Raw genomic sequence first — 23,538 nt, forward strand, 5'->3', positions numbered from 1 at the left:
GAGACCGGGGCCCCGGCCAGGATCTCGGGTCATCCGCGAGGAGCGGAACGGGACTCCCGGAAGGCGGATGAACCTCAGGCGGGATCGGACACTCCGCGACTCTGCCGGGGCCCTGGGACCCTCCCCGCATCGCACGCGCGGAAAGTCCCCTTCACCCCAAGCGCGCCGGCCCGTGCACCACCTTTCGCGACCGGCGAAGCGCTAACCGATCGAGTCGTCGAGGAGCGCAATTGGCGGCGTCGTCCAGCAGCCACCCCGACGATCGGCCAGGGCGCCGCTGGACGGAACCGGGCCCAGCAGGTGGGCAGCACCTCGGAACTGCCCCACCGCTGAGCCCGTGTTCCGGTTCGTCAGGACCGGCGGACCTCGATGGGCAGCCGATTGACGCCGATCATCGCCCAGGGATTGCGGAGGTTGACCGGCACGTCGTCGCGTACCCGGATGTCGCTGTACCGCTCCATCAGAAGGTTCATGGCGATCCTCACCTCGAGCCGCGCCAGCGGCGCGCCAAGGCAGAAGTGCATGCCCTTGCCGAACGTCAGGTGAGGGTTGGGGTCCCGGTGGATGTCGAACCGGTCCGGGTCGGCGAAGACACGCTCATCGCGGTTCGCGGTGGTCAGCCACGCCAGGACGAAGTCGCCGGCCGGGATCTTCTGCCCGCCGATCTCGACGTCCTTCGTCGCCTGCCGACCGAGACGAGGGAACGGCGGCCGGTAGCGCATCGATTCCTCGACCGCGGCCGGAATCAGCGCGGGCTCGGCCCGCAGTTGCGCCCAGACCTCGGGGTTCTCGTGCAACGCGAGAACCGTGTTGCCCATCGTGGATGTCGCGGTGACGTGGCCGGCGAGCAGCAGCAGGCCGAGGAAGCCGACGGTCTCCTCGTCGTCCATCCGCACACCGTCGACCTCGACCTCCAGAAGCTTGCTGGTCAGGTCGTCGCCTGGGATCTTGCGACGGCTGCGGACGAACTCCAGCAGGTGGGTGTTCAACTCGCGCAGCAGCGGCGCGACATTGTTGACCGCGCTCTCCCCCAGGGAATCCAGCGACTGCTCCGGGTCGACGTTGTGCACCTCGAAGAAGGTGTCGGACAGCCGCCGGACGAACGCGCGGTCGGTGACCGGGATGCCGAGCATCTCGGCGATGACGATGAACGGCAACGGGTAGCCCAGCTGCTCGATCAGGTCCCACTGGTCGCCGCCGGCATCCGCGTCGTCGAGCAACTGCTTGGTCACCTCGGTGATCCGCGGCTCGAGTCCGGCGATCATCTTCGGGGTGAACGCCCGGCTGACCAGACCGCGCAGCCGGCGGTGCGCCGGATCGTCCGCCCGGACGAAGTTGCCCTTCTTGAACAGGTCGAAGTCTTCCTGCTGGGGGGCCAGCGGGGAGACGTCGGATGAGAAGGTCGCCGAGTCGGTCAGCACCTGGAGGGTGTCGTGATAGTCGAGCACGTGCCACGCCTTGATCTTGTCGTCGAAGTGCACGGCTCCGCGCTCACGCAGCCCGTCGAGATAGGCGAGAAAGTTCGACAGCGTCCGTTCGGACTGTTTCACACTCATGAAACCCACGCCCCTCGTACGGTCCGATTCCGCGATAACCGCAAGCCACGGTAGATCCGGACCGCAGGGCCCTGGCATCCCTCACACTGCTAGTCGTCCAGCCGTCGCGGGTGAACCGCCGCCGAACACACCGTCAACCTGCGTGATGGCGTGCGCTGCCCGGAGTCGGGAACACTTTGCGATCATGGACGGCTTCGAACTGCACGACCTCGCGCGCAAGCTGATGCGGATCGGCGAGGACGCCATCCCGGACCCCACAGGCATGCGGCAGATGTCCCCCGGCGTGCGTCAAATCATGACCGATGTATTCGAACACCCGGAAACCTCGATCGCCGAGATCGCCGACCGCACCGGCTTCCCGGCGAGCCACGTGGAGACGAGCGTCGCCACCCTGCGCGACCGGGGCGCGGTTACCACCGCGGCTGACCCGGCCCACCCTGGACGCACGTTCGTCCGGCAGGTCGCCCGGCACAGAGCCACTGATCGAACCGCCGCGCGGATCGACGAGCGGCTCGCCGAGGCCGCCGGGATCCAGGACCCCGGCCAGGCCAAGGAACTGGTCGAGACGCTGGAAAAGCTGGCGCGCCAGCTCACCGAGGCCCTGTCGCCCGAGCATTTCAACGCACGGTATTCGGGCACGCCGCCCTGGGAAACCGGCCGTCCGCAGCCGGCGCTGCGCGACCTCGCCGAGGCGGGCGCCTTCCGCGGCCGGGTACTCGAGGTGGGGTGCGGCACCGGCGAGGTCGCACTCATGGCGGCGGCCCTCGGCCTGCCGACGGTCGGCATCGATCCGTCGTCGACGGCGATCGAGATCGCGCGGCGCAAAACACGGGAGCGCGGCCTGGAAGCGCGCTTCCTGGTCGGCAACGCGCTCGAACTCGGCGACCTGGACGAGCAGTTCGACACGGTGCTCGACTGCGGCCTGTTCCATGTGTTCAGCGACGCCGAACGAGTCCGCTACGCCGACACCCTGGCCACCGTGATGCCGCCGGACGCGCGGTTGTTCCTGCTCTGCTTCAGCGACCGCCATCCACCCGACATCGGGCCGCGACGGGTGAGCCAGGATGAGATCCGAGCCACCTTCGCCAACGGCTGGCGGGTCGATTCGATCGAACCCGCGACGTTGGAGAACAACAAATATGTCGACGGGGTATTGGCCTGGCTGGCCACGATCACCCGCACCTGACCATCCTCTTCCCGAGCGACTCTCCCGGAAAGGCGTCCCGTTCACGCCGGATTCGCAGAACGGGACGGCGGTGAATTCCGAAATCGCTGTCAGGTTGAGGGATAGTCCGGCGCCGGCACCGAACTTCGTACCGTAAGGCCCAATCGACCAGAAGGAGCCAGCAGACATGGGTGGCAGCAAGGTGGAGAGCTTCGACACGCACTACAGCGGGACACCGCTCTGGGACCTCGGCCGCCCGCAACTGGCCATGCGCAACCTCGCCGAGGCAGGCGCGTTCCGCGGCCGGGTACTCGAGGTCGGCTGCGGCACCGGTGAGGTCGCGCTCCTGGCAGCGGCCCTCGGCCTTCCGACGGTCGGCATCGACTCGGCGCCGACAGCGATCCAGACCGCGCGACGCAAAGCACGCGAGCGCGGCCTGGAAGTGCGCTTCCAGGTCGGGGACGCGCTCGAACTCGGCGACCTGGGCGAGCAGTTCGACACCGTGCTCGACTCCGCCCTGTTCCACGCGTTCAGCGGCACCGAGCGGGTCCGCTACGCCGACAGCCTGGCCACCGTCATGCCGCCGGACGCACGGTTGTTCCTGCTCTGCATCAGCGACCGCCATCACCCCGGCAGCGGACCGCGACAGGAGAGCCAGGGCGGGATCCGCGCCTTGCGGGTGAGCCAGGACGAGATCCGGGCCACCTTCGCCAACGGCTGGCGGGTCGATTCGATCGAGTCCGTGACCTTGGAGAACAACAGAGACATCAACGGGGCCCCGGCCTGGCTGGCCGCGATCACCCGCACCTGACCACCCTTTCCCAGAATGGGGCGACGTCGAATTCCGAAATCGCTGTCAGGTTGAGGGATAGTAGCGCCCGCGCCGGACTTCGTACCGTGAGGCCAATCGACCAGAAGGAGCCAGGCAGAAATGAGTCCGCGACCTGGGCCGACCTTTCCGGATTGGCCGCAATTCGACGACACCGAACGGCGAGCTCTCGATCGGGCGCTGAACCAGGGTCAGTGGTGGCGCATGGGTGGCAGCGAGGTGGAGAGCTTCGAGCGGGAATTCGCCGGATACCACGGTGCCCGTCACGCCCTCGCCGTCACCAACGGCACGCACGCGCTGGAGCTCGCCCTGCAGGTGCTGGGCGCGGGACCGGGCACCGAGGTGATCGTGCCGGCGTTCACCTTCATCTCCTCGTCCCAGGCCGCTCAGCGGATCGGGGCCGTCGCCGTCCCGGTGGACGTCGATCCGGACACCTACAACATCGACGTGACCGCCACCGCCGACGCGATCACCCCACGGACCCGGGTGATCATGCCGGTGCACATGGCGGGTCTCATGGCCGACATGGACGCACTCGACAAGCTCGCCTCGGATGCCGGGGCCCGGGTCCTGCAGGACGCGGCCCACGCGCACGGTGCCCGATGGCAGGGCAAGCGCGTGGGCGAGCTGGGCTCGGTCGCGGCGTTCAGCTTCCAGAACGGCAAGCTGATGACCGCGGGCGAGGGCGGCGCGGTGCTGTTCCCGGACTCGGACGAGTACGAGAAGGCGTTCCTGCGCCATTCCTGCGGCCGGCCACGCACCGACCGCGGCTATCACCACCAGGTGGCCGGCACCAACATGCGGATGAACGAGTTCTCGGCCGCCGTCCTGCGCGCTCAGTTGGGCCGCCTCGACAGCCACATCGAGCTGCGGGAGCAGCGGTGGCGGTTCCTGTCGGCGCTCCTGGCCCAAATCCCCGGCGTCCGGCCGCAGGGGGGCGACTCGCGGGCCGACCGGAATCCGCACTACATGGCGATGTTCCGGCTTCCCGGCTGGTCGGAGGAGCGGCGCAACCTTCTGGTCGATCGTCTGGTCGACGCGGGGATCCCGGCCTTCGCGGGCTTCCGCGCCATCTACCGCACCGCGGCGTTCTGGGAAACCGGCGCACCCGCGGAGTCCGTCGACACGCTCGCCAAGCGGTGCCCGAACGCCGACGCGATCAGCCAGGACTGCGTCTGGCTGCACCACCGCACTCTGCTCGCGTCGGAGCAGGCTCTCACCGACACAGCCACCATCGTGGCCGACGTGGTGGCCACCGGATGAGGATCCGCACCGTATTGGTCGGGTTCGGGTGGTCCGGCCGGGAGATCTGGCTTCCCCGCCTGATGGCGAGCGGCGACTACGAGGTGGTGGCTGCGGTCGACCCCGATCCGGCCAAGCGGGAGGCGTTCACCGCGGCGACCGACCGCCCGGCCTTCGGTGACGTCGACCTGCTGCGAGCCGAGGACGCCGACCTCGCGTTGGTCGCCGCGCCCAACCACCTGCACGCGGCGATCGCGCGACGTCTTCTCTCCCGAGGTCTCGCCACCTTCGTGGAGAAGCCGGTCTGCCTATCGAGCGTGGAGGCGGACACGCTGGCTGAAGCCGAGCGGGCGGGCGGCGGCCCGTTGCTGGCCGGGAGTGCCTGCCGGTACCGCGCCGACGTGCGGAAACTGGCGGATCTGGCCGGCGAGCTCGGCCACCTGCGCCACATCGACCTGGTGTGGGAACGGGCCCGCGGAGTGCCCCGGTCCCAGGGCTGGTTCACCAGCCGGGCGGAGGCAGGCGGCGGGGTGTTGTTCGACCTCGGCTGGCACCTGCTCGACGTTCTCGAGACCATCGCCGGGCCGGTGGCCTTCGACCGGGTCGCCGCGTCCACCTCGTACGACCACGTCAACGACCCGCGCTGGACGGCGGCCTGGCGGCACGATCAGCCGGCGCCGGCACTCGACGCGGACGTCGAGGACACCGTGCGCGGATTCCTGGTCACCGGCACCGGTCTGTCGGTCGGCCTTCGCGCCAGTTGGGCCACGCACTCGGTGAGCCATGACGTCACCGAGATCCGGATCGACGGGAGCGGCGGTGCCGCGACGCTCCGGTCCACCTTCGGCTTCAGCCCGAACCGCGAGCCGGGGCCGCGGCTCAGCGTCGTCCGGCGGGGCCGGACGAGCGAGGTCGCGGTCCCGGCCGAGCCGATCGGCACGGAGTACTCCCGCCAGCTCGACGACCTCAGGGCCCGCCTCGCCGATCCGTCGGCGTGCGGATCCGCGATCGCGGGCGCGCGGCGGATCGTCGGCACGATCGAGGCGCTGTACGCGGCCTCGGCGACCCCGCTGCTGCCCACCGGGCCGGTCACGATCGCGGCGGCGACCTGATGGAGAACGTACCGATGCGCAGTGTGGTGATCTTCGACCTCGACGGCGTCCTGGTGGACAGTCACGAGGTGATGGGCCGGGCCTTCGCCGCGGCGTACGCGGAAGTGGTCGGTGCCGGTCCCGCGCCGTTCGCCGACTACCAGCGCTATCAGGGCCTGTATTTCCCTGAGATCATGCGACGGATGCGCCTTCCGCTGGAGATGGAGGAACCGTTCGTCCGGGAGAGCCACCGGCTCGCGGCCCAGGTGCCCGTGGTGGACGGGGTGGTCGACCTGCTACGGACGCTCCGGACGCGCGGATTCCGGCTCGCCGTGGCCACCGGGAAGGCCGGCCCGCGGGCTCGCTCCCTGCTGACCACGCTCAACCTGATCCAGCACTTCGACCACGTGGTCGGCTCGGATGAGGTCGTCAACGCCAAACCCGCCCCGGAGATCGTGTTGCGCGCGCTCAGCCTGCTCGACGCGGAGCCGGACGCGGCCGTCATGGTCGGCGATGCCCCGGCCGACATCCGTAGCGCCCGAGCCGCCGGAGTGACCTCCGTGGCGGCGACCTGGGCGACCGTGGACGAGGACGACCTGATGGCTGCCGGCCCGGATCTCGTCATCCACTCCCCCGATGAGCTGCTGCCGGTGTGCCCGCCGGTCTCGATTCCGGGTCGGTGGTGACGGGCCGGAGGGCACGGCCGGGAACCTGACCAACTCGCGACCGAGCTCGCCCGGTTCCGGCGGCGGATGCCGGACGGCCTCCCAATAGGGCGCGACGCCTCGCTTGTCACACGATGTGGATTACCCCAGGAGCCAAGACCCCTTTCTCGATATCGGGTCAGCGCCGGTGGCCTCCGGGGGAAGGACCATCTGAGATGTCTCCGCCATCACGCCCGAGCCGACGTGCGCCCGCCTGCCAGCTCCACCAGTTTCGGCACCAACTCGGCGGGCGCGGGCTGCGATGCGATTTCCTGTTGCAGGCGCCTGGCGGCTTTGCGGCACTCCTGGTCATCCAGCAACTCGACGACGTGGGATTTGATCCGCTCCACGGTGGTCTCGGTGTGGAGTAGATGGTGACCGGCGCCGCTGGCCGCGATCACGTCGCCGATGGTCAGCTGGTCGGAAAACTGGGTGACAACCAGTTGTGGCACTCCGTAGATGCCCGCGGTGAGCGCGGTGCCCACCCCGCCTGGGTGCACGATTGCCCGACAGTTCGGCAGCAGCACGTGCAGGGGCAGCGACTCCGCTACCCGCACTCCGTCCGGCACCGCGCCGAGAGCCGCACGAGTGGCTGCAGAGACGGTGAGCACGACATCCACTCCGAGGCTGGAGACCGCCTCGATCGCCTGGCTCAGCAGACCGGTCACCGCGTCACCGATCATCCGCACCGTTGAGGTGCCCCAGGTGATGCACACCCGGGGCCGCGTGGGCGGTTCGATAAGCCACTCCGGCATCGCACCGGGGGCGTTATAAGGCACATACTGAACGGACAACCGCGGGGCCGAGGTCTCTCCCGGCACGCGCATGCTGGGCGGGCAGGGGTCGATCCACGCCGAGGGGGCGGCCCTCGGTGCAACACCGAACTTCTCATAGAGACGCACATACGCCGGCGACGGCGGCGGGGCGTCTTTCCTCACCGTCATTCCCGGGGCGAACGGCATTCCGACCGTATGCGCGACGGTCGGAATGCCGAGCACCTCAGCGGCGACCGGAGCGGCGAAGGTGATCGATTCGTGCACGATCAGGTCCGGCTGCCAACTCCGGGCGAACTTGACAAGATCGTCCGTCATCGCGTCGGCGACCTCGACCATCGTGTGCCCCATCTGCCTGACCAGATTTTGCTGTACGCCGCTCAACTTGGCCGGATCGGATGGCCACCGTTCGTGATCGTGCAGCTTGCCGTCCCTGGCCCGGCCCGCGATGTCGATGTCCTTACCCACCGCCACCGCCGGCAGCCCGGTCGTGATGATCGCGTCGACCAGCGACGGCGTGCTCGCCACCCGCACCTCATGCCCAGCGGCCCGTAACGCCCACCCGAGCGGCACCATCGGGTAGTAGTGCGACGGCCAGGCGAACGTCGTGAACAGGAATCGCATACCTTTACCTCTTCCTCGAAGATGCGAGTAGCAGATCCACGTCCTTGCCGACTTGCTCGACCACAACGGCGAGCATGTCCGACAGTGACGTCGCGATTCTGGAACCGACATTGATCACGGATGGCAGGGAGCTCGCCCATTTCCTATCGCGTGGCACCTAGTTCCGGGCCTCTTGCCCGGCCGCCTCGAGCCGCTCGACGAGATAGCGGGTCAGCGCCGCCGGGGTCGGGTTGTTGAACACCGCGGCCGGGGTGAGCGCGGTGCCGGCGTGGCTGCTCAGTCGCCGGGTCAGTTCGAGTGCCATCACGGAGTCCAGGCCGACCTCGAAGAAGCCGCGCTCCGGCTCGACCAGGTCGTCCGGGTTCAGTCCGAGGACGCGAACCAGCTGCGTCCGCACCAGGTCCAGCATTGTCTTCTCCCGGTCCGCACCGACCTGCGCACTCAGGAGCTCCGTCCACCGGCCGGCCGGCTCCGCGCCGGCCGCCGCCCGGTAGGCGGACCGCCGGCGCGGGCGGACCAGCCCGCGTAGCAGCGGAGGGACCGGCCGGCCGGGCGCGGGTGCGCCCCACTGATCGGGCCGGCCGGGGACCGGGAACTGTTCGGCGGTGTCGATCGCCGCGGAGAGGGCCGACAGCACCGAGCCGTCCGCGGACGGCAGCACCGGCGCGCGAGCGCCACAGCGTGTGGCGGCCGCCCGTGCGAGCCCCTCAGCCGCTCCCGTGGCCGCCTGATCGGCCGGACCGGTGAGTTCGGCCGCCGCGGTGATCACCGCGAACAGGGCGAGGTCCTGATCCACGGTCAGCTCGGCCAGGTGCCGCAGCGACTCGTCCCTGGCGTCGAGGACGGCGCCGAGCTGCTCCGGGCCCAGCTCCGCGAGCGGGGTGCGGTCGGCCATCCCGGCGGCGTGCACCACGCCGGTCAGCGGCTGGTCCGCCGGTATCCCGGACAGCAGGCGGTGGACCGCGTCCCGGTCGGTCACGTCGCAGGCCACGACGGTCGCCGACGCGCCGAGAGCGGCGAGCTCGTCGACCAGGGACGCCGCCCCGGGAGCGTCCGGACCACGCCGACCCGCCAGGACCACGTGGCGGACGCCGTGCTCGGCGACCAGATGCCGGGCCACCCTGGATCCGGCCGCGCCGGTGCCGCCCACGATCAGGACCGTGCCGGCCGGGTCGAGCGGCTGAACGGCCGGTCCGGCTTCGTCGACGGCCACCAGCCGTGGAACGTGGACGCGCCCGGCCCGCACCGCCGCCTGTGCGACGCCGGCGGCCAGCACCGGGCCCAGCCCGACGTCCGGATCCGCGTCCGGCTCGACGTCCACGAGGACGAAACGATCCGGGTACTCGGCCTGGATGGCGGCCATCATGCCTCGGACAGCCGCGGCGGCCGGGTCGAGCACCGCGACGGACTCGACCGGGACCGCGTTCCGGGTCCGCACCACCAGCCGGAGGCCGGCCAGCTCGGGCTCGTCCAGCCATGCCTGCGCGACGGCGAGCGCGCGACGGCAAGCCGCCACGGGCTGTTCGCCGAGGGTCACGTCGAGGACCGCGACCCCGACGGCCAGGGCGGACGGATCGCCGCTGAGGTCGAGCACCGCATCGTCGCTGTTCACCGGAACGGTCCACGGCGGGGCCGCAGCGGTCTCCCGGTCGAGCTCGGCCCACGCGATACGCAGCGCGCCGCCCGGCCTGCCGAGCCGGGGCTCGCGCGCCGGCCGTACCGCGATCCGGCCGGCGGTGAGCACCGTCTGGCCGGTCTCGTCGGCGGCGGTCAGCGCGATACCGTTCTCGACCGGTCGCAGCCGGACGCGCAACGACGCGGCGCCGGTCGCGTGCAACTGGACATCGCGCCACCCGGCCGCGCTCCCCGGCGCCGGGTCCATCGCACGGCTCGCGGCGTCCAGGAGCAGCGGGTGGATACCGAAGGCGGCGGCGTCCTCGCGGAGCTCGTCCGGCAGGACCAACTCCAGGAAGGTCTCGTCGCCTCGCCGCCAGACGCCACGTACGTCGTCTCGCGGGTCGGCCGGTGTCACCGGTTCGGCATCGGCCGGAGGCCAGACCGTGAGACCGGACTCCGTCGCGTCGGTGCCGGCCGGGCCCGAGACGAGCAGGCCGGTCGCGTTCAGGGTCCAGCCCGACCGGTCGCCATCGGCCGAGGCCGGCGCGGATTGCACGGTCACCGATCGCCGACCGGCGAGGTCTGTCCCGCCGACGCAGACCTGCACCGACAGGGACGTTCCCCGGTCCAGCCACGCGGGCTCGATCAGGTCGAGCTCCGCCATCGTGCCGTAATCCAGCTCGTCACCGGCCCGGATGATCAGCTCCACCCAGACCGAAGCGGGTACCTCGACCGGGCCCGGCCCCACGGCACGGGCGAGCCACGGCTGCTGGTGCGTGGACAGCCGCCCGACGGCGAGCACGCCACCGGAATCCGGCAGACCGGCCACGGTGGTCAGCAGTGGGTGCACCGCTTCCTCAGCAGCCGCGACGGCGCCGCCGCCCCGCAGCCAGTACCGGCGCTGCTCGAACGGATGGGTGGGCAGGTCGCGGCACAGCTCACGCCAGGCCAGCCCGCCGCCCGGGACGGCCGCCGACCAGTCGACCGGCAACCCGATCGCGAACGCCTCGGCCATCGCGGTCAACACCTGGCGTACGCCACCCTGGTCGCGGCGCAGCGTGCCGATCACCCCGACCGGCCGACCGGCGTCGGCGACGACGTCGAGGATCGGCGACACCAGGCCCGGATGCGGGGACACCTCGACGACGGCCCGCATGTCGGCGGTCACCGCGCGGACGGCCCCTTCCAGCTCGACCGGTCGGCGCAGGTTCCGGAACCAGTAACCCGCGTCGAGGACCTCGTCCGGGCCGATCCACCGGCTCTCGACCGTGGAGTAGAACCGGCACGAGCCGCCGAGCCCGCGCGCCGGGCGCTCGCCGACCCCGTCGAGCTGGGACAGCATCGGCCGCTCCAGCTCGTCCACGAGGAAGGAGTGGGACGCGTAGTCCGCCCGCAGCCTGCGGCACCAGATCCCCTGCTCCGCGGCGAAAGCCTCGAGTTGCTCGATGGCGGCGACCTCACCGGAGATGCCGACCATCGCGGGTCCGTTGACCGCGGCGAGCTCGAGCCGGCCCTCGTCCGCGAGCAGCAGCTCCTCCGCCCGCGCGCGGCTGACGCCCAGAACGAGCATTCCGCCGGTGGGGGGCAGCGCCGCGGCCAGCCGGGAGCGCACGACGCAGATCCGCAGCGCGTCGTCCAGCGAAAGGACCCCGGCCACGCAGGCGGCGGCGAGCTCTCCCTGCGACGACCCGATCACCACCTCGGGGGTGACCCCGGCCCGGACCCAGAGCTGTGCCAGCCCGGTCATCATCACGAACGCGGCGGGTTGGACGACGTCGGTCCGGGAGAGGTCGTTGGCACCGCCGAGCGCCTCTTCCAGGGTCCAGTCGCAGTCGTACTCGTCGAGCAGTTCCTGGCATCGGTGTACCCACGCCCGGAACTCCGCCGACTCGGCCATCAGTTCGCGGCCCATGCCGGCCCAACCGCTGCCCTGGCCGGGGAAGACGAACACCGCGCCGGTGCCCGGCCCGGACCGTCCGGTGACCACGTCCGGCCCGGTCTCGCCGGCGGCGAGGCTTCGCAGCCGACCGACCAGTTCGCCGTGGTCGGCCGCGAGGACGGTGGCTCGCTCCCGGTGCTTCGTCCGGCCGAACGCGAGCGCGGCGGCCAGCTGGGGCAGCGGAGGCTGCCGGTCCTCGACAGCGTCCGCCAGCCGGGTCGCGACCGCGGCGAGGCGGCCCGGATCGCCCGCCGACACGACGAACGGCAGGAGGCCTCCCGCGCCGGGCTCGGCCGGTCCGGTCGCGGTGACCGGCGTCCGCCGGGGCGGCTCCTCGAGGATGAGGTGCGCGTTGGTGCCGCTGGCCCCGAAAGCGGACACTCCGGCGCGGCGTGGCCGGTCCGGGCGCGCCGGCCACGGCCGGGCCTCGGTCAGCAGCCGGATGGTGTCACCGGACCAGTCGACCTCGGGGGTCGGTGCGTCCGCGTGCAAAGTCGCCGGCAGCGCCTGGTGCCGGAACGCCAGCACCATCTTGATCACGCCGGCCACACCGGCCGCCGCCTGGGTGTGGCCGATGTTGCTCTTCACCGATCCCAGCCACAGCGGCTCCGCCGTCTCCCGCCTGCCGTAGGTCTCCTGGAGGGCCTGCGCCTCGATCGGGTCGCCGAGCCGGGTGCCCGTACCGTGCGCCTCGACGACGTCCACTTCGGACGGCACGAGCCCGGCGACCGCGAGGGCCCGCCGGATGACCCGCTGCTGCGCGAGCCCGCTCGGGGCGGTCAGGCCGTTCGAGGCGCCGTCCTGGTTGACCGCCGAGCCCCGGATCACGGCACCCACCGTGCTGCCCTGGACCTCGGCGTCCGGCAGTCGCTGCAGCAGGACCACGCCGACGCCCTCCGACCAGCTGGTCCCGTCCGCCGACGCCGCGAAGGCCTTGCACCGCCCGTCGACCGCCAGCCCGCCGGACTTGGCGAACTCGACGTACGCGTTGGGCGTCGCCATGACCGTCACGCCCCCCACCACGGCGAGCGAGCACTCACCGTTGCGCAGGGCCTGCATGGCCAGGTGCATCGCGACGAGGGACGAGGAGCACGCCGTGTCGACCGAGATCGCCGGCCCGGTGAAGCCATACACATAGGACACCCGGCCGGACGCCACCGAAAGCGCACCGCCGGTGACCCGGAGGCCGTCGGTCTGCGGGTCACCGCCGTGCATCCCGTAGCCCTCGCCCATCACGCCGACGAAGACGCCGACATCGGAACCCCGGTACGCGGCCGGGTCGAGCCCCGCGTCCTCGAAGGCCTCCCACACGACCTCGAGCAGCAGCCGCTGCTGGGGGTCCATGGCCGTCGCCTCGCGCGGGGATATGCCGAAGAACCCGGCGTCGAACTCGGCGGCGTCGGTCAGGAAGCCGGCCGCCTCCACCGGGATGGTGGACAGGTCCCAGCCGCGGTCGGTCGGCACTGCCGACCGACCCTCACCGCCCGTGGCCAGGAGGTCCCAGAACCCGTCCGGGCCCCGCACGCCGCCCGGCAGCCGGCAGCCGAGCCCGACCACCGCGATCGGATCGGCCGGGTTCGCCGCCGCGACGGCCTCGACCGCCGCCGGCGCGTCCCGGCCGGTGAGCCGTTCCCGGAGGAACCCGGCCAGCTCCACCGGCGTCGGGTAGTCGAAGACCATCGTCGCGGGCATGGCGAACCCGGCCTCGGCGCTGAGCCGGTTGCGCAACTCGACCGCGCCCAGCGAGTCCATCCCGGCGGACTGGAACGGCGCGTCCGGCGCGATGTCCTCGGCCGAGGCGTACCCCAGTACCAGCGCCACCCGGGCCCGGACCAGGGACAGCAGGGTGCGCTCCTGCTCCGCCACCGACCGGCCGACCAGCGAGCCCGCCAGGTCACCGGCGGCCGCCGCCCGGCCCGCCCGGCGGCGAACGCGCACCAGGTCACGCAGCAGCGGCTGCACCGGTCCGCCGGTGGCCGCGTCGGCCCGCGCGGCGGCAAGGTCGAGCTTGATCGGCACGAGGTGGGCCTCCCCGCTGTCCACGGCCGCATCGAAGAGCGCGAGCCCCTCCTCGTGGCGCAGCGGCGACACACCGGCGCGGCGCATCCGGGCCCGGTCCGCGTCACCGAGGTTCAGGGTGATGCCGCCGTCCTGCGCCCACAGACCCCAGGACAGCGACACGCCGTTCCGGCCGTTCGCACGCCGGATCGCCATGAGGCCGTCCAGGTAGGCGTTGGCGGCGGCGTAGTTGGCCTGCCCGGCCGAGCCGAGCAGCCCGGCGGCGGAAGAGAACATGATGAACGCGGCGAGGTCGTGGTCGCGGGTCAGGTCCTCCAGGTGGCGGGCGGCGTCCGCCTTCGGGCCGAACACGGCGCCCAGCCGATCCGGGGTCATCGCGGCGACCAGCCCGTCGTCCAGGACACCGGCGGTGTGCACGACCGCAGTCAGCGGGTGCTCCGGCGGGATCGCGGCGAGCAACGCCGCCACCGCGTCCCGGTCCGCGACGTCGCAGCTGACCACGGACGTCTCGGCGCCCCGTTCGGACAACTCGGCCACCAGCGCCTCGACGCCGTCGGCCGCGAGTCCACGCCGGCTGACCAGGAGCAGCCGCCGGACACCGCGGGTCCGCACCAGGTGAAGCGCGACGAGAGCGCCGAGCGACCCGGTGCCACCGGTGATCAGCACCGTCCCGTCCGGGTTCCACGGGGCGGGTTCTGCGGCCAGCGCCCCGGCCACCGCGAGGCGGGGGACCCGGAAACCGCCGGCCCGGGCCGCGAGCTGTGGTTCATCGAGGGCCAGCGCCGTACCGAGGACCGGTCCGGCGTCGAGGCCCGGCTCCACGTCGAGCAGCAGCACACCGGGCATCTCTGCCTGGGCCGCGCGCACCAGGCCCCACACGGCGGCACCGGTCGCGTCGGTGAGGCCGCCGGTCCCGCCGTCGACGGCACCCCCGGTCCGCACGACGAGCCGGGTGTCTGCGGGGGCGTGGCGCTGCCAGGCCTGGAGCACGGCGAGAACGTCGGCGAGGACGACCCCGGCGGGCGGGCCGGCCGGCACGTCGTACACGGCGGCCGTCGGCCGGCCGGGTTCGGCGGCGAGCGCGGCCACACCCTCGGCGCTGTCGATGCCGACGGTCGCCGGATGGCCGGACGGAACCTCCTCGGTGGCCACGGGATGCCACGCCACCCGGTACATGGCGTCCGTCGCGGGGCGGCCGCCCACATCCTCGGGGCGGACCGGCATCGAGCCGACCGACCGGGCGGACAGCACCGGCCGGCCGGTCTCGTCGGCCGCCTCGAGACTCCAGCGATCGTGGTCCAGCCGGGCGAGGCCAGCCCGCAGCCGGCGCGTCCCGGTGGCGTGCAGCACCACCGACTCCCAGCGCGTCGCGAGCGAACCGGGGTCGAGCACCACCCGGGTCACCGCGTCGAGCAGGGCCGGGTCGAGGCCGAACGCAGCGGGCTTCTCCTCGTCGGCGAGCGCGACCTCCACGAAGGTGTCCTCGCCACGACGCCACAGCCCGAGCAGCTCCGAGCGCCCGGCGGCCTCCGGGTCGATCGCGACCTGCTCGGCGCCCGACGGCGGCCACGGCTGCACCGGCCCGGCGTCGGTGACGGCGCCGGCTTGCAGGGTGCCGCCGGCACACCGGACCCACGTTCCCCCACTGTCCCGCGCGCCATAGACGGTGAACGGGCGGCTGCCGCCGGCCTCGGCTCCGACCACGATCTCCAGCCGGACGGTCGTCTCCGGGGGGATCGCGAGCGGCGCCTCCAGCGCCAGGTCTCCCAGTACGCCGCAGCCGAGCTCATCACCCACCCGCACGGCGAGGTCGACGAGCGCGGCGGCCGGCACGATCGGCACCCCGTGCAGCCGGTGCCCGGCGAGCCAGGGATGGGTCGTGAGCGCCAGCCGGGCCGTGCCGATCAGGCCACCGGTGTCCGGGACGGGCACGATCGCCGACAGCAGCGGGTGGTCGACCTCGACCTGCCCGAGATCGGCCGCGTTCACCGCGCCGGGCGCCGAGGTCAGCCAGTAGTGCCGGCGGTCGAACGCGTACGTCGGCAGCGGCACGTCCGGGGCGTCCGCGGGGACGAGCGGGTGCCAGTCCACCTGCACTCCCCGGACGAACAGCGCGGCCAGCGAACCGATCACGGTTTCCGGCTCGGCCTGTCCGTCCCGCAGCGCGGGCACGCACACCGGTTCGTACCCGGACCGCGCCCCCGTCTCCAGGATCGGCGCGGACAGGCCGGCCCCCGACCCGAGCTCGACGAACAGCCGCCCACCCCGGTCCAGCGCGGCGCGGACGCCGTCGGCGAAGCGCACGGTGCGCCGGACGTGGTCGACCCAGTGGCCGGGGTCCGTCAGGTCGGCTCCGTCGGGGGCGACCACCGGAATCCGGGCCGGCCGCCAGACCACGTCCGCGATCGCGGACCGGAACCCGTCGAGCATCGGGTCCATCCGCGCCGAGTGGAACGCGTGGGACACCGCCAGCCGGTGCACCTTGCGGCCCTGTTCCCGCAGCGCCCGCACGGCGGCGTCCACCGCGTCCTCGTCGCCGGACAGCACGACCGACGCTGGGTCGTTCACGGCGGCGAGGGAGACGCCCCCGTTCAGGAACGGCCGGACATCCTCCTCCGTCGCGGCCACCGCGGCCATCGCCCCACCGGCGGGCAACGCCTGCATGAGTCGGCCGCGGGCGGCCACCACGGTCGCCGCGTCGTCGAGCGACAGCATTCCGGCGACGTGCGCCGCGGTGATCTCGCCGACCGAGTGCCCGAGCAGTAGAGCGGGTCGTACGCCCCAGGACTCGACGAGCCGGAACAGCGCGGTCTCGACCGCGAACATCGCCGCCTGGGTGTAGACGGTCTGGTCCAGCGCGGCCGCCTCCGGGCTGCCCGGCTGGGCGAAGACCACGTCCCGGACGGACCGGTCCACGGCGCCGGCCAGCCTCTCGTCGAGCTTCGCGCACGCGTCGTCGAAGGCGGCGGCGTAGACCGGGAACCGGTCGTGGAGCTCGCGGCCCATGCCGGCCCGCTGCGCCCCCTGGCCCGGGAACACGAACACCACCGACGCTGCGGCGCCGGCGGTGACGGCGCCCAGCGCCGTGCCCGGGCCGGCCTCGCCCACGGCGACCGTGTCCAGGCCGGCGAGCAGAGCGTCCCGGCCGGCCGCGGCGACGACCGCCCGGTGCGGGAGCAGCGCGCGGCCGGCGACGAGCGTCCGGGCCGCACCGGGAAGCGGCACCCCCTGCGCCACGGCGGTTCGTAGCCGTCCCGCCTGGCCGGCGAGGGCCGCCGCGCTCTGCGCGGACAGGACGAACGGCAGCACAGCCGGCGCGATGTCCCCGTCCGCCTCCGGCGCGGCCGGCTCGGGGATCTGTTCCAGGATCAGGTGGGCATTGGTGCCGCTGATGCCGAACGACGAGATCCCGGCGCGCCGTGGCCGGCCGGCGTCGGGCCAGTCCCGGCCCTCGGTCAGCAGCGCCACGGCGCCCTCGGACCAGTCGACGTGGGGGGTGGGTTCGTCGACGAAGAGCGTGGGCGGCAGATGCCCGTGCCGGATCGCCTCCACCATCTTGATGACCGCCGTGACGCCGGCCGCCGCCTGTGTGTGGCCGAGGTTGGACTTCACCGAGCCGAGCCACAGCGGCTGCTCGGCCCGGCGGTCACGACCATAGGTGGCGATGATGGCCTGCGCCTCGCTGGGATCGCCGAGCGTGGTGCCGGTGCCGTGGGCCTCCACCGCGTCGACCTCGTCCGCACCGACGCCGGCCGCGGCGAGAGCGGCCCGGATGACCCGCTGCTGGGCCAGGCTGTTCGGGGCGGTGAGACCGTTGGACGCGCCGTCCTGGTTGATCGCGGAGCCGCGGACGACGGCGAGCGGGCGATGGCCCTTGCGCCGTGCGACGGAAAGCCGTTCCAGCACGACGACGCCGACGCCCTCGGACAGCACGGTGCCGTCGGCCGCCGCGGCGAACGCCTTGCACCGGCCGTCCGCAGCCAGCCCCCGGGCCCGGGAGAACCCGGTCAGGCCGACCGGGGAGCCCATGACGGCGACCCCACCGGCGAGCGCGATCTCGCACTCGTCCTGGCGCAGCGCCTGGGCCGCCAGGTGGATCGCCACCAGCGAGGACGAGCACGCGGTGTCCACGGTCATGGCCGGGCCCTCGAAGCCGAACACGTACGCCACCCGGCCGGACGCGACACTGCCGGCCGTCGCGGTGGTGGTGAAGGCCTCGAACTCGGCCGGGACGCGCGCCAGGTCGCCGAGGTAGTCGTGGATGGACATGCCCGTGTACACGCCGACGGATTGGCCGCGCAGCGACGAGGGGTCGAGGCCGGCCGTCTCCAGGGCCTCCCACGTGGTTTCGAGCAGCAGCCGTTGCTGGGGGTCCATGGCGGTCGCCTCGCGCGGCGAGATGCCGAACAGGCCCGCGTCGAAGTAGCCGGCGTCGTGCAGGAAGCCGCCCTGCCGGGCGTAGGTGGTCCCGGCCTGATCGGGGTCGGTGCCGAGGAGGCGGTCCACCTCCCAGCCGCGGTCGGCCGGCAGCGGCGACATGCCGTCCCGGCCTTCGGCCACGAGGTCCCAGAACTCGGCCGGCGTGGTGATCCCACCCGGGAGCCGGCACGCCATGCCGACGATCACCACGGGATCCTCGGCGGCCGGGAACGGACGTTCCGGGGCCCGGGTCACAGGCGCGGCACCGCTGTCGGCCGACCCCTGCACCTTCTCGAGCAGGTAGCGGCCCAACTGTCGCGGTGTCGGGTAGTCGAAGATCAGCGTGGCCTGAAGCTTGATCGCGGTCTCCGCGGTAAGCCGGTTGCGCAGCTCGACCGCGGTCAGCGAGTCGAACCCGATCTCGCCGAAGCGGCTGTCGTCGGAGGCAGGGTCGAGGTCGGCGATGCCGAGCACGGTCGCGACCTCCGTGCGCACGAGCGCGAGGATCAGTTCGGTCTGCTCCTCGGTCGTGAGCCCGGCGAGCCGGCGGCCCAACGCGCCCCCGGGCTCGCCGGCACCCGCCCGCGCCGTCCGCCGTGGCGGCCGGACCAGCGACCGGAACAGCGCCGGAACGGTGCCGTCGGCACCAGCCTCGGCCCGGACCGCGCCGAGGTCGAGACCGATCGGCACCAGCAGCGGGGCGCCGGAGCGGATGCCCGCGTCGAAGCTGGCCAGCGCCTCGTCGGCCGGCATCGGCCGTACACCGCCCCGGCTCATCCGGGTCCGGTCGACGTCGGCCAGCCGGCCGGTCATCCCGGTCGCCGGGCTCCACAGTCCCCAGGCCAGCGCCACCGCTGGCAGACCACTGGCGGCGCGCGCGGACACGACCGCCTCGGCGTACGCGTTCGCGGCCGCGTAGTTGCCCTGGCCCGCCGAGCCGAAGACGCTCGCGGCCGAGGAGAACACGGCGAAGACCTCGGGCGGATCGTCGCGGGTCAGTTCGTCCAGCAGCCGCAGTGCCGCCGCCTTCGGGGCGAACACCCGGGCCAGGCGGTGCGGGTCGAGGCTCGCGATGACGGCGTCGTCCAGCACCCCGGCCGCGTGGATGACGCCGGTCAGCCGGTGCTCGGCCGGGATGGCGGCGAGGAGTGCGGCGAGCGCGTCCCGGTCGGTCACGTCGCAGGCGACCACCTCGACCGACGCGCCGAGCTCGCCCAGTTCGGCCATCCCGTCGGCGGCCGCGCCGCGCCGGCCCGCCAGGACCAGCCGGCGGACGCCGTGCTCGGCCACCAGATGCCGGGCCAGCAGCGCGCCCAGCACGCCGGTCCCGCCGGTGATGAGCACAGTGCCGCCGTCGGTGAACCCGGGCGCGACCGGCTCCCCGGTGAGGACGGCACGGCCCAGCCGCGGGGCCAGGACGGCGTCCCCGCGGACCGCGACCTGCGCCTCGCCGGCGGCGAGGCCCGCGGCGACCGCCTCGTCGCGGTCTCCGCCCGGCTCCACGTCGACCAGGAGGATCCGGCCCGGGTGCTCGGCCTGCGCCGACCGCACCAGCCCCCAGAGCGCGGCACCCGCCGGATCCACGATCGGACCCGACGCCGGGACCGCACCGCAGGTCACCACCACCAGGGGCACCGAGGCGAGCGCCGGCTCCTCCAGCCACGCCTGCACCACCTCGAGCACCCGGCCCAGCAGCGGCAGCGGCTCGGCCTCCGCGCCGGCGGCCGGCGCGACGTCCAGGACGGCGACGTCCGGGCGGGGATCGCCGAGCTCGTCGGCCAGCGCCAGCCGCACCACATCGCCTGAGCTCTCGACGACGACCTGGTGCTCCGGCGCCGTAGTCGGCGCCGGCAGGGGCAGCGGCGTCCAGTCGACCTGCCAGAGCGAGTCCGGCGTCCGGCCGCCCGACTGCCCGCCCACGTCCGTGATCGGGAGCGAGACCAGTGATTCCATGGACAGCACCGGCGCACCGGTCCCGTCCGCGGCGTCGAAGGACAACGCGTCCGGTCCGCACGGCGCGACCCGGACTCGCAGCGCGACGGCACCACCGGCGTGCAGCCGGACGCCGTTCCAGGCGAACGGCAGGACGTTGCGGTCGTCCGCGCGCCGGTGGAAGGCGTTCGCGTGCAGGGCGGCGTCGAAGAGAGCCGGGTGGATGCCGAACCGGTCCACGTCGTCCCGGTGGTCGGCGGGCAGCGCCGCCTCGGCGAAGATCTCCTCGCCACGCCGCCACACAGCGGTCAGCCCGGCGAAGGCCGACCCGTACTGGTATCCGCGGTCGGCCAAGCGGTCGTAGAAGTCGTCGACCGGCTCCGGAACGGCGCCGGTGGGCGGCCACTGACCGAAGTCGAAGCCGCTGCCCGATGTCTGGTCGTACGCGTCGGACAGCAGGCCGGCGGCGTGCCGGGTCCACTCGCCGCCACGGGAGCTGTGCACCTCCACCCGACGGCGACCGGCGGCGTCCGGCGCGCCGACGGCGACCTGCAGGCTGACGGCCGCGTCCGCCTCGAGCACCAACGGCGCCTCGATCACCAGCTCGTCGAGCACGCCGTAGCCGAGCTCGTCGCCGACCTGGATCGCCAGGTCGACGTAGGCGGTGCCGGGCACCAGCACGTTGTCCTGGATCCGGTGACCGGCCAACCACGGGTGGGTCGCCAGGGACAACCGGGAGGTACAGACCACACCGTTGGTCTGCGGAAGTTCCACCACCGCACCGAGCAGCGGGTGGGCGCTGGTCACCTGCCCCAGCGACTCGGCGCCCGCCGCGGTGGTCGGCATGGTGATCCAGTACCGCTGGTGGTCGAACGGGTAGGTGGGCAGCTCGACCCGGACCGCTCCGGCGCCCTCGGGCAGCAGGGCTGGCCACTTCACCTGCACGCCGCGGACGAAGACCTCGGCCGCCGAGGTGGCCAGCCGGGCGGGTCCGTCCTCGTCCCGCCGGATCGACCCGACCGCGAGCACGTCCGCGTCCAGCTCCGCCGCGGTTCCGGTGATCGACGGCACCAGCACCGGATGGGCGCCGAGCTCGATGAAGACCCGGTGGTCCTGGGCGATCAGCTCGCGGACGGCCGGCTCGAACAGGACCGGCTGACGCAGGTTGCGGTACCAGTAGTCGGCGTCGAACGGCTGCTCGTCGCGCCAGCCGGGCTCGACCGTCGAATAGAACGGGACGCGCGGCGCCGAGGACGTGACGGCGGCGAGGTCGGCCAGCAGGGCGGATCGCAGGCTCTCCACGTAGTGGCTGTGGGAGGCGTAGTCGACCGGAACCCGGCGGCACCGGATGTCGCTGTCGGCCAGCTGCGCGGCGAGCTCGTCCAGCGCGGTGCCCTCGCCGGCGACCACCACGGACGAGGGTCCGTTGAGCGCCGCCACCTGCAGCCGCGCTCCCCACGGCTCGATCAGGGCGCGTACCGCGTCCTCGGCCAGCCCGATCGACGCCATCCCACCCCCGGCCGGCAGCAGCTCGGCGATCGCCTGGCTGCGCAGTGTCACCACACGGGCGGCATCCGCCAGTGAGAGCGCGCCCGAGACGCAGGCGGCTGCGATCTCACCCTGCGAGTGGCCGACGACCGCGTCCGGGACCACGCCGAGCGATTCCCAGACCGCCGCCATGCCGAGCATCATCGCGAAGCACACCGGCTGCACGACATCGACGCGTTCGAGCTCCTCGGGAGCCCCGTCGCGCAGGACGTCGACCAGCGACCAGTCGACCCACGGCTCGAACGCCTTCTGGCACTCGGCGATCCGGGCGGCGAAGACCGGCGAGGTGTCCAGCAGCCGCCGGCCCATGCCGATCCACTGGGTGCCCTGGCCGGGGAAGACGAAGACGACCTTGCCGGGCCCGCTCGTACCGGCCGACCCGGCGATCACCCCGGGCCCGGTCCGGCCCTCGGCCACCAGGGCGAGCCCCGCGCGCAGCTCCTCGTGGGTCGCCGCAACCACCACCGCCCGGCGGCTCTGCACCGCGCGTCCGGTCGCCAGTGCGTGGGCGAGGTCGCCGAGCGCGACGCTCTCGTCCACGGTGTCCCCGAGCCGGCGGCCGAGGTTGGCCAGCGCGGTCGCGGTCTTGGCCGTGACGACGAACGGAAGCGCCGCCCCCGGCGCGGTGTCGGCGACCTGCTCGCCCGGGTCGGGGGCGGCCGGAGCCTCCTCCACGATCATGTGGACGTTGGTCCCGCTGGCGCCGAACGAGGAGATGCCGGAGCGGGCCGGACGCCCGGTGTCGGGCCACGCGCGCCCCTCGGTCAGCAGTTCGACGGTGCCGGGCGACCAGTCGACCTGCGGGGTCGGAGCGTCGACGTGCAGCGTGGCCGGCAGGTACCGGTTGCGCAGCGACAGCACGGTCTTGATCACGGCCGCGACGCCCGAGGCACCCTGGGTGTGGCCGAGGACCGACTTGACCGAGCCGAGCAGCAGGGGCCGCTCCGGATCACGCCCCCGGCCGTACGTCGACAGCAGCGCCTGCGCCTCGATCGGGTCGCCGAGCGTGGTCCCCGTTCCGTGCGCCTCGACGGCGTCGACCTCGTCCGCGGACAGCCCGGCGGCGTCCAGCGCGGCGCGGATGACCCGCTGCTGCGCGGGCCCGTTCGGGGCGGTGAGGCCGTTCGAGGCACCGTCCTGGTTGACCGCGGAGCCCCGGATCACGGCGAGTACCTGGTGCCCGTTGCGCTGGGCGTCGGAGAGGCGCTCGAGCAGCACCACGCCGACGCCCTCGGCCCAGCTGCTGCCGTCCGCCGCGGCGGCGAAGGACTTGCACCGGCCGTCGGGGGCGAGGGCCCGCTGGCGGGCGAACCCGACGAAACCGCCCGGCGTCGCCATCATGGTCGACCCGCCGGCGAGCGCCATCGTGCACTCCCCCCGGCGCAGCGCCTGGCTCGCCAGGTGGATCGCGACCAGCGACGAGGAGCACATCGTGTCGACCGTGACCGCGGCCCCCTCGAGCCCGAGGCAGTACGCGACCCGGCCGGACGCGATGCCACCGGCGCTGCCCAGCGCGCGCTCGAGGCTGAGGAAACCTTCCGCGCCCGCGATGTCGGGTGCGTAGTCCTGGTGCACGATCCCCGCGTAGACGCTGGTGGTGGTGCCGCGAAGGCTGTCCGGGTCGATTCCGGCGCGCTCGATCGTCTCCCAGCAGACCTCGAGCAGCTGCCGCTGCTGCGGGTCCATCGCCGTCGCCTCCTGGGGCGAGATGCCGAAGAAGCGGGCGTCGAACTCGGCGGCGTCGTGCAGGAAGGCGCCTTGGTCGACGTATGTCGTACCCGGGGTGTCCGAGTCCGGGTCGTACAGGTTGACCAGGTCCCAGCCCCGGTCTTCGGGGAACGGCGTGTAGACGTCGACGCCTTCGGACACCACCCGCCAGAAGTCCTCCGGCCCGGCGATGTCCCCGGCGAAGCGGCACCCCATCGAGACCACCGCGATCGGCTCCGAGGCCGCGGCGAGCAGCTGGCTGTTCCGCTGCTTCAGCCGGGCCGTTTCCTTGACCGACTCGCGCAGTGCCCGGATGAGATCTTGCTCAGAGGTACTCACGTCAATCAACGCTAGGGGCGCGGCCGGGCGGCCG

The 23,538-nt window shown here is 73.0% G+C and carries 8 protein-coding genes; 5 read left to right on the forward strand and 3 right to left on the reverse strand.

Annotation, left to right across the window (positions count from 1 at the left end; genetic code table 11):
* Positions 1 to 350 precede the first annotated feature (350 nt).
* Positions 351 to 1,556 (reverse strand): cytochrome P450, encoded by a 1,206-nt coding sequence (locus ACQPZO_RS19785; RefSeq protein ID WP_433342979.1) that lies wholly within the window; start codon positions 1,554 to 1,556, stop codon positions 351 to 353.
* Positions 1,557 to 1,740: 184 nt separating this feature from the next.
* On the opposite strand from ACQPZO_RS19785, the gene ACQPZO_RS19790 reads away from it, so the two are divergent.
* The 5 genes from ACQPZO_RS19790 to ACQPZO_RS19810 all read left to right on the forward strand — a co-directional run bounded on the left by ACQPZO_RS19790 (position 1,741) and on the right by ACQPZO_RS19810 (position 6,569).
* Positions 1,741 to 2,742: a methyltransferase domain-containing protein gene (locus ACQPZO_RS19790; RefSeq protein ID WP_433342981.1), complete on the forward strand. Its 1,002-nt coding sequence runs from the start codon at positions 1,741 to 1,743 to the stop codon at positions 2,740 to 2,742.
* A gap of 166 nt (positions 2,743 to 2,908) precedes the next feature.
* Complete coding sequence (locus ACQPZO_RS19795; protein WP_433342983.1) at positions 2,909 to 3,532, forward strand: class I SAM-dependent methyltransferase; 624 nt, start codon at positions 2,909 to 2,911, stop codon at positions 3,530 to 3,532.
* Positions 3,533 to 3,652: 120 nt separating this feature from the next.
* Positions 3,653 to 4,813, forward strand: a complete 1,161-nt coding sequence (locus ACQPZO_RS19800; protein WP_433342985.1) for a DegT/DnrJ/EryC1/StrS family aminotransferase — start codon at positions 3,653 to 3,655, stop codon at positions 4,811 to 4,813.
* Positions 4,810 to 5,904: a Gfo/Idh/MocA family protein gene (locus ACQPZO_RS19805; protein ID WP_433342986.1), complete on the forward strand. Its 1,095-nt coding sequence runs from the start codon at positions 4,810 to 4,812 to the stop codon at positions 5,902 to 5,904. Before ACQPZO_RS19800 ends, ACQPZO_RS19805 begins: the two co-directional genes overlap by 4 nt.
* Entirely contained in the window at positions 5,904 to 6,569 is a 666-nt protein-coding gene (locus ACQPZO_RS19810; protein WP_433342987.1) for an HAD-IA family hydrolase, read from the forward strand. The genes ACQPZO_RS19805 and ACQPZO_RS19810 overlap by 1 nt, the downstream gene beginning before the upstream one ends.
* 206 nt (positions 6,570 to 6,775) lie before the next feature.
* On the opposite strand, the gene ACQPZO_RS19815 is transcribed toward ACQPZO_RS19810, so the two are convergent.
* Together ACQPZO_RS19815 and ACQPZO_RS19820 are read right to left on the reverse strand one after the other, a co-directional pair.
* Complete coding sequence (locus ACQPZO_RS19815) at positions 6,776 to 7,984, reverse strand: nucleotide disphospho-sugar-binding domain-containing protein (RefSeq protein ID WP_433342989.1); 1,209 nt, start codon at positions 7,982 to 7,984, stop codon at positions 6,776 to 6,778.
* A gap of 157 nt (positions 7,985 to 8,141) precedes the next feature.
* Positions 8,142 to 23,504, reverse strand: coding sequence for an SDR family NAD(P)-dependent oxidoreductase (locus tag ACQPZO_RS19820; RefSeq protein WP_433342990.1), 15,363 nt, complete (start codon positions 23,502 to 23,504; stop codon positions 8,142 to 8,144).
* Between the last annotated feature and the right edge of the window lie 34 nt (positions 23,505 to 23,538).

It is taken from the genome of Micromonospora sp. CA-111912 (assembly GCF_050948415.1).
GTDB lineage: Bacteria > Actinomycetota > Actinomycetes > Mycobacteriales > Micromonosporaceae > Micromonospora.

What these genes read in the sequence shown, in the direction of transcription:
- ACQPZO_RS19785 (WP_433342979.1), bottom strand. Translation starts at nt 1,556, where the DNA reads ATGAGTGTGAAACAGTCCGAACGGACGCTGTCGAACTTTCTCGCCTAT.
- ACQPZO_RS19790 (WP_433342981.1), top strand. Translation starts at nt 1,741, where the DNA reads ATGGACGGCTTCGAACTGCACGACCTCGCGCGCAAGCTGATGCGGATC.
- ACQPZO_RS19795 (WP_433342983.1), top strand. Translation starts at nt 2,909, where the DNA reads ATGGGTGGCAGCAAGGTGGAGAGCTTCGACACGCACTACAGCGGGACA.
- ACQPZO_RS19800 (WP_433342985.1), top strand. Translation starts at nt 3,653, where the DNA reads ATGAGTCCGCGACCTGGGCCGACCTTTCCGGATTGGCCGCAATTCGAC.
- ACQPZO_RS19805 (WP_433342986.1), top strand. Translation starts at nt 4,810, where the DNA reads ATGAGGATCCGCACCGTATTGGTCGGGTTCGGGTGGTCCGGCCGGGAG.
- ACQPZO_RS19810 (WP_433342987.1), top strand. Translation starts at nt 5,904, where the DNA reads ATGGAGAACGTACCGATGCGCAGTGTGGTGATCTTCGACCTCGACGGC.
- ACQPZO_RS19815 (WP_433342989.1), bottom strand. Translation starts at nt 7,984, where the DNA reads ATGCGATTCCTGTTCACGACGTTCGCCTGGCCGTCGCACTACTACCCG.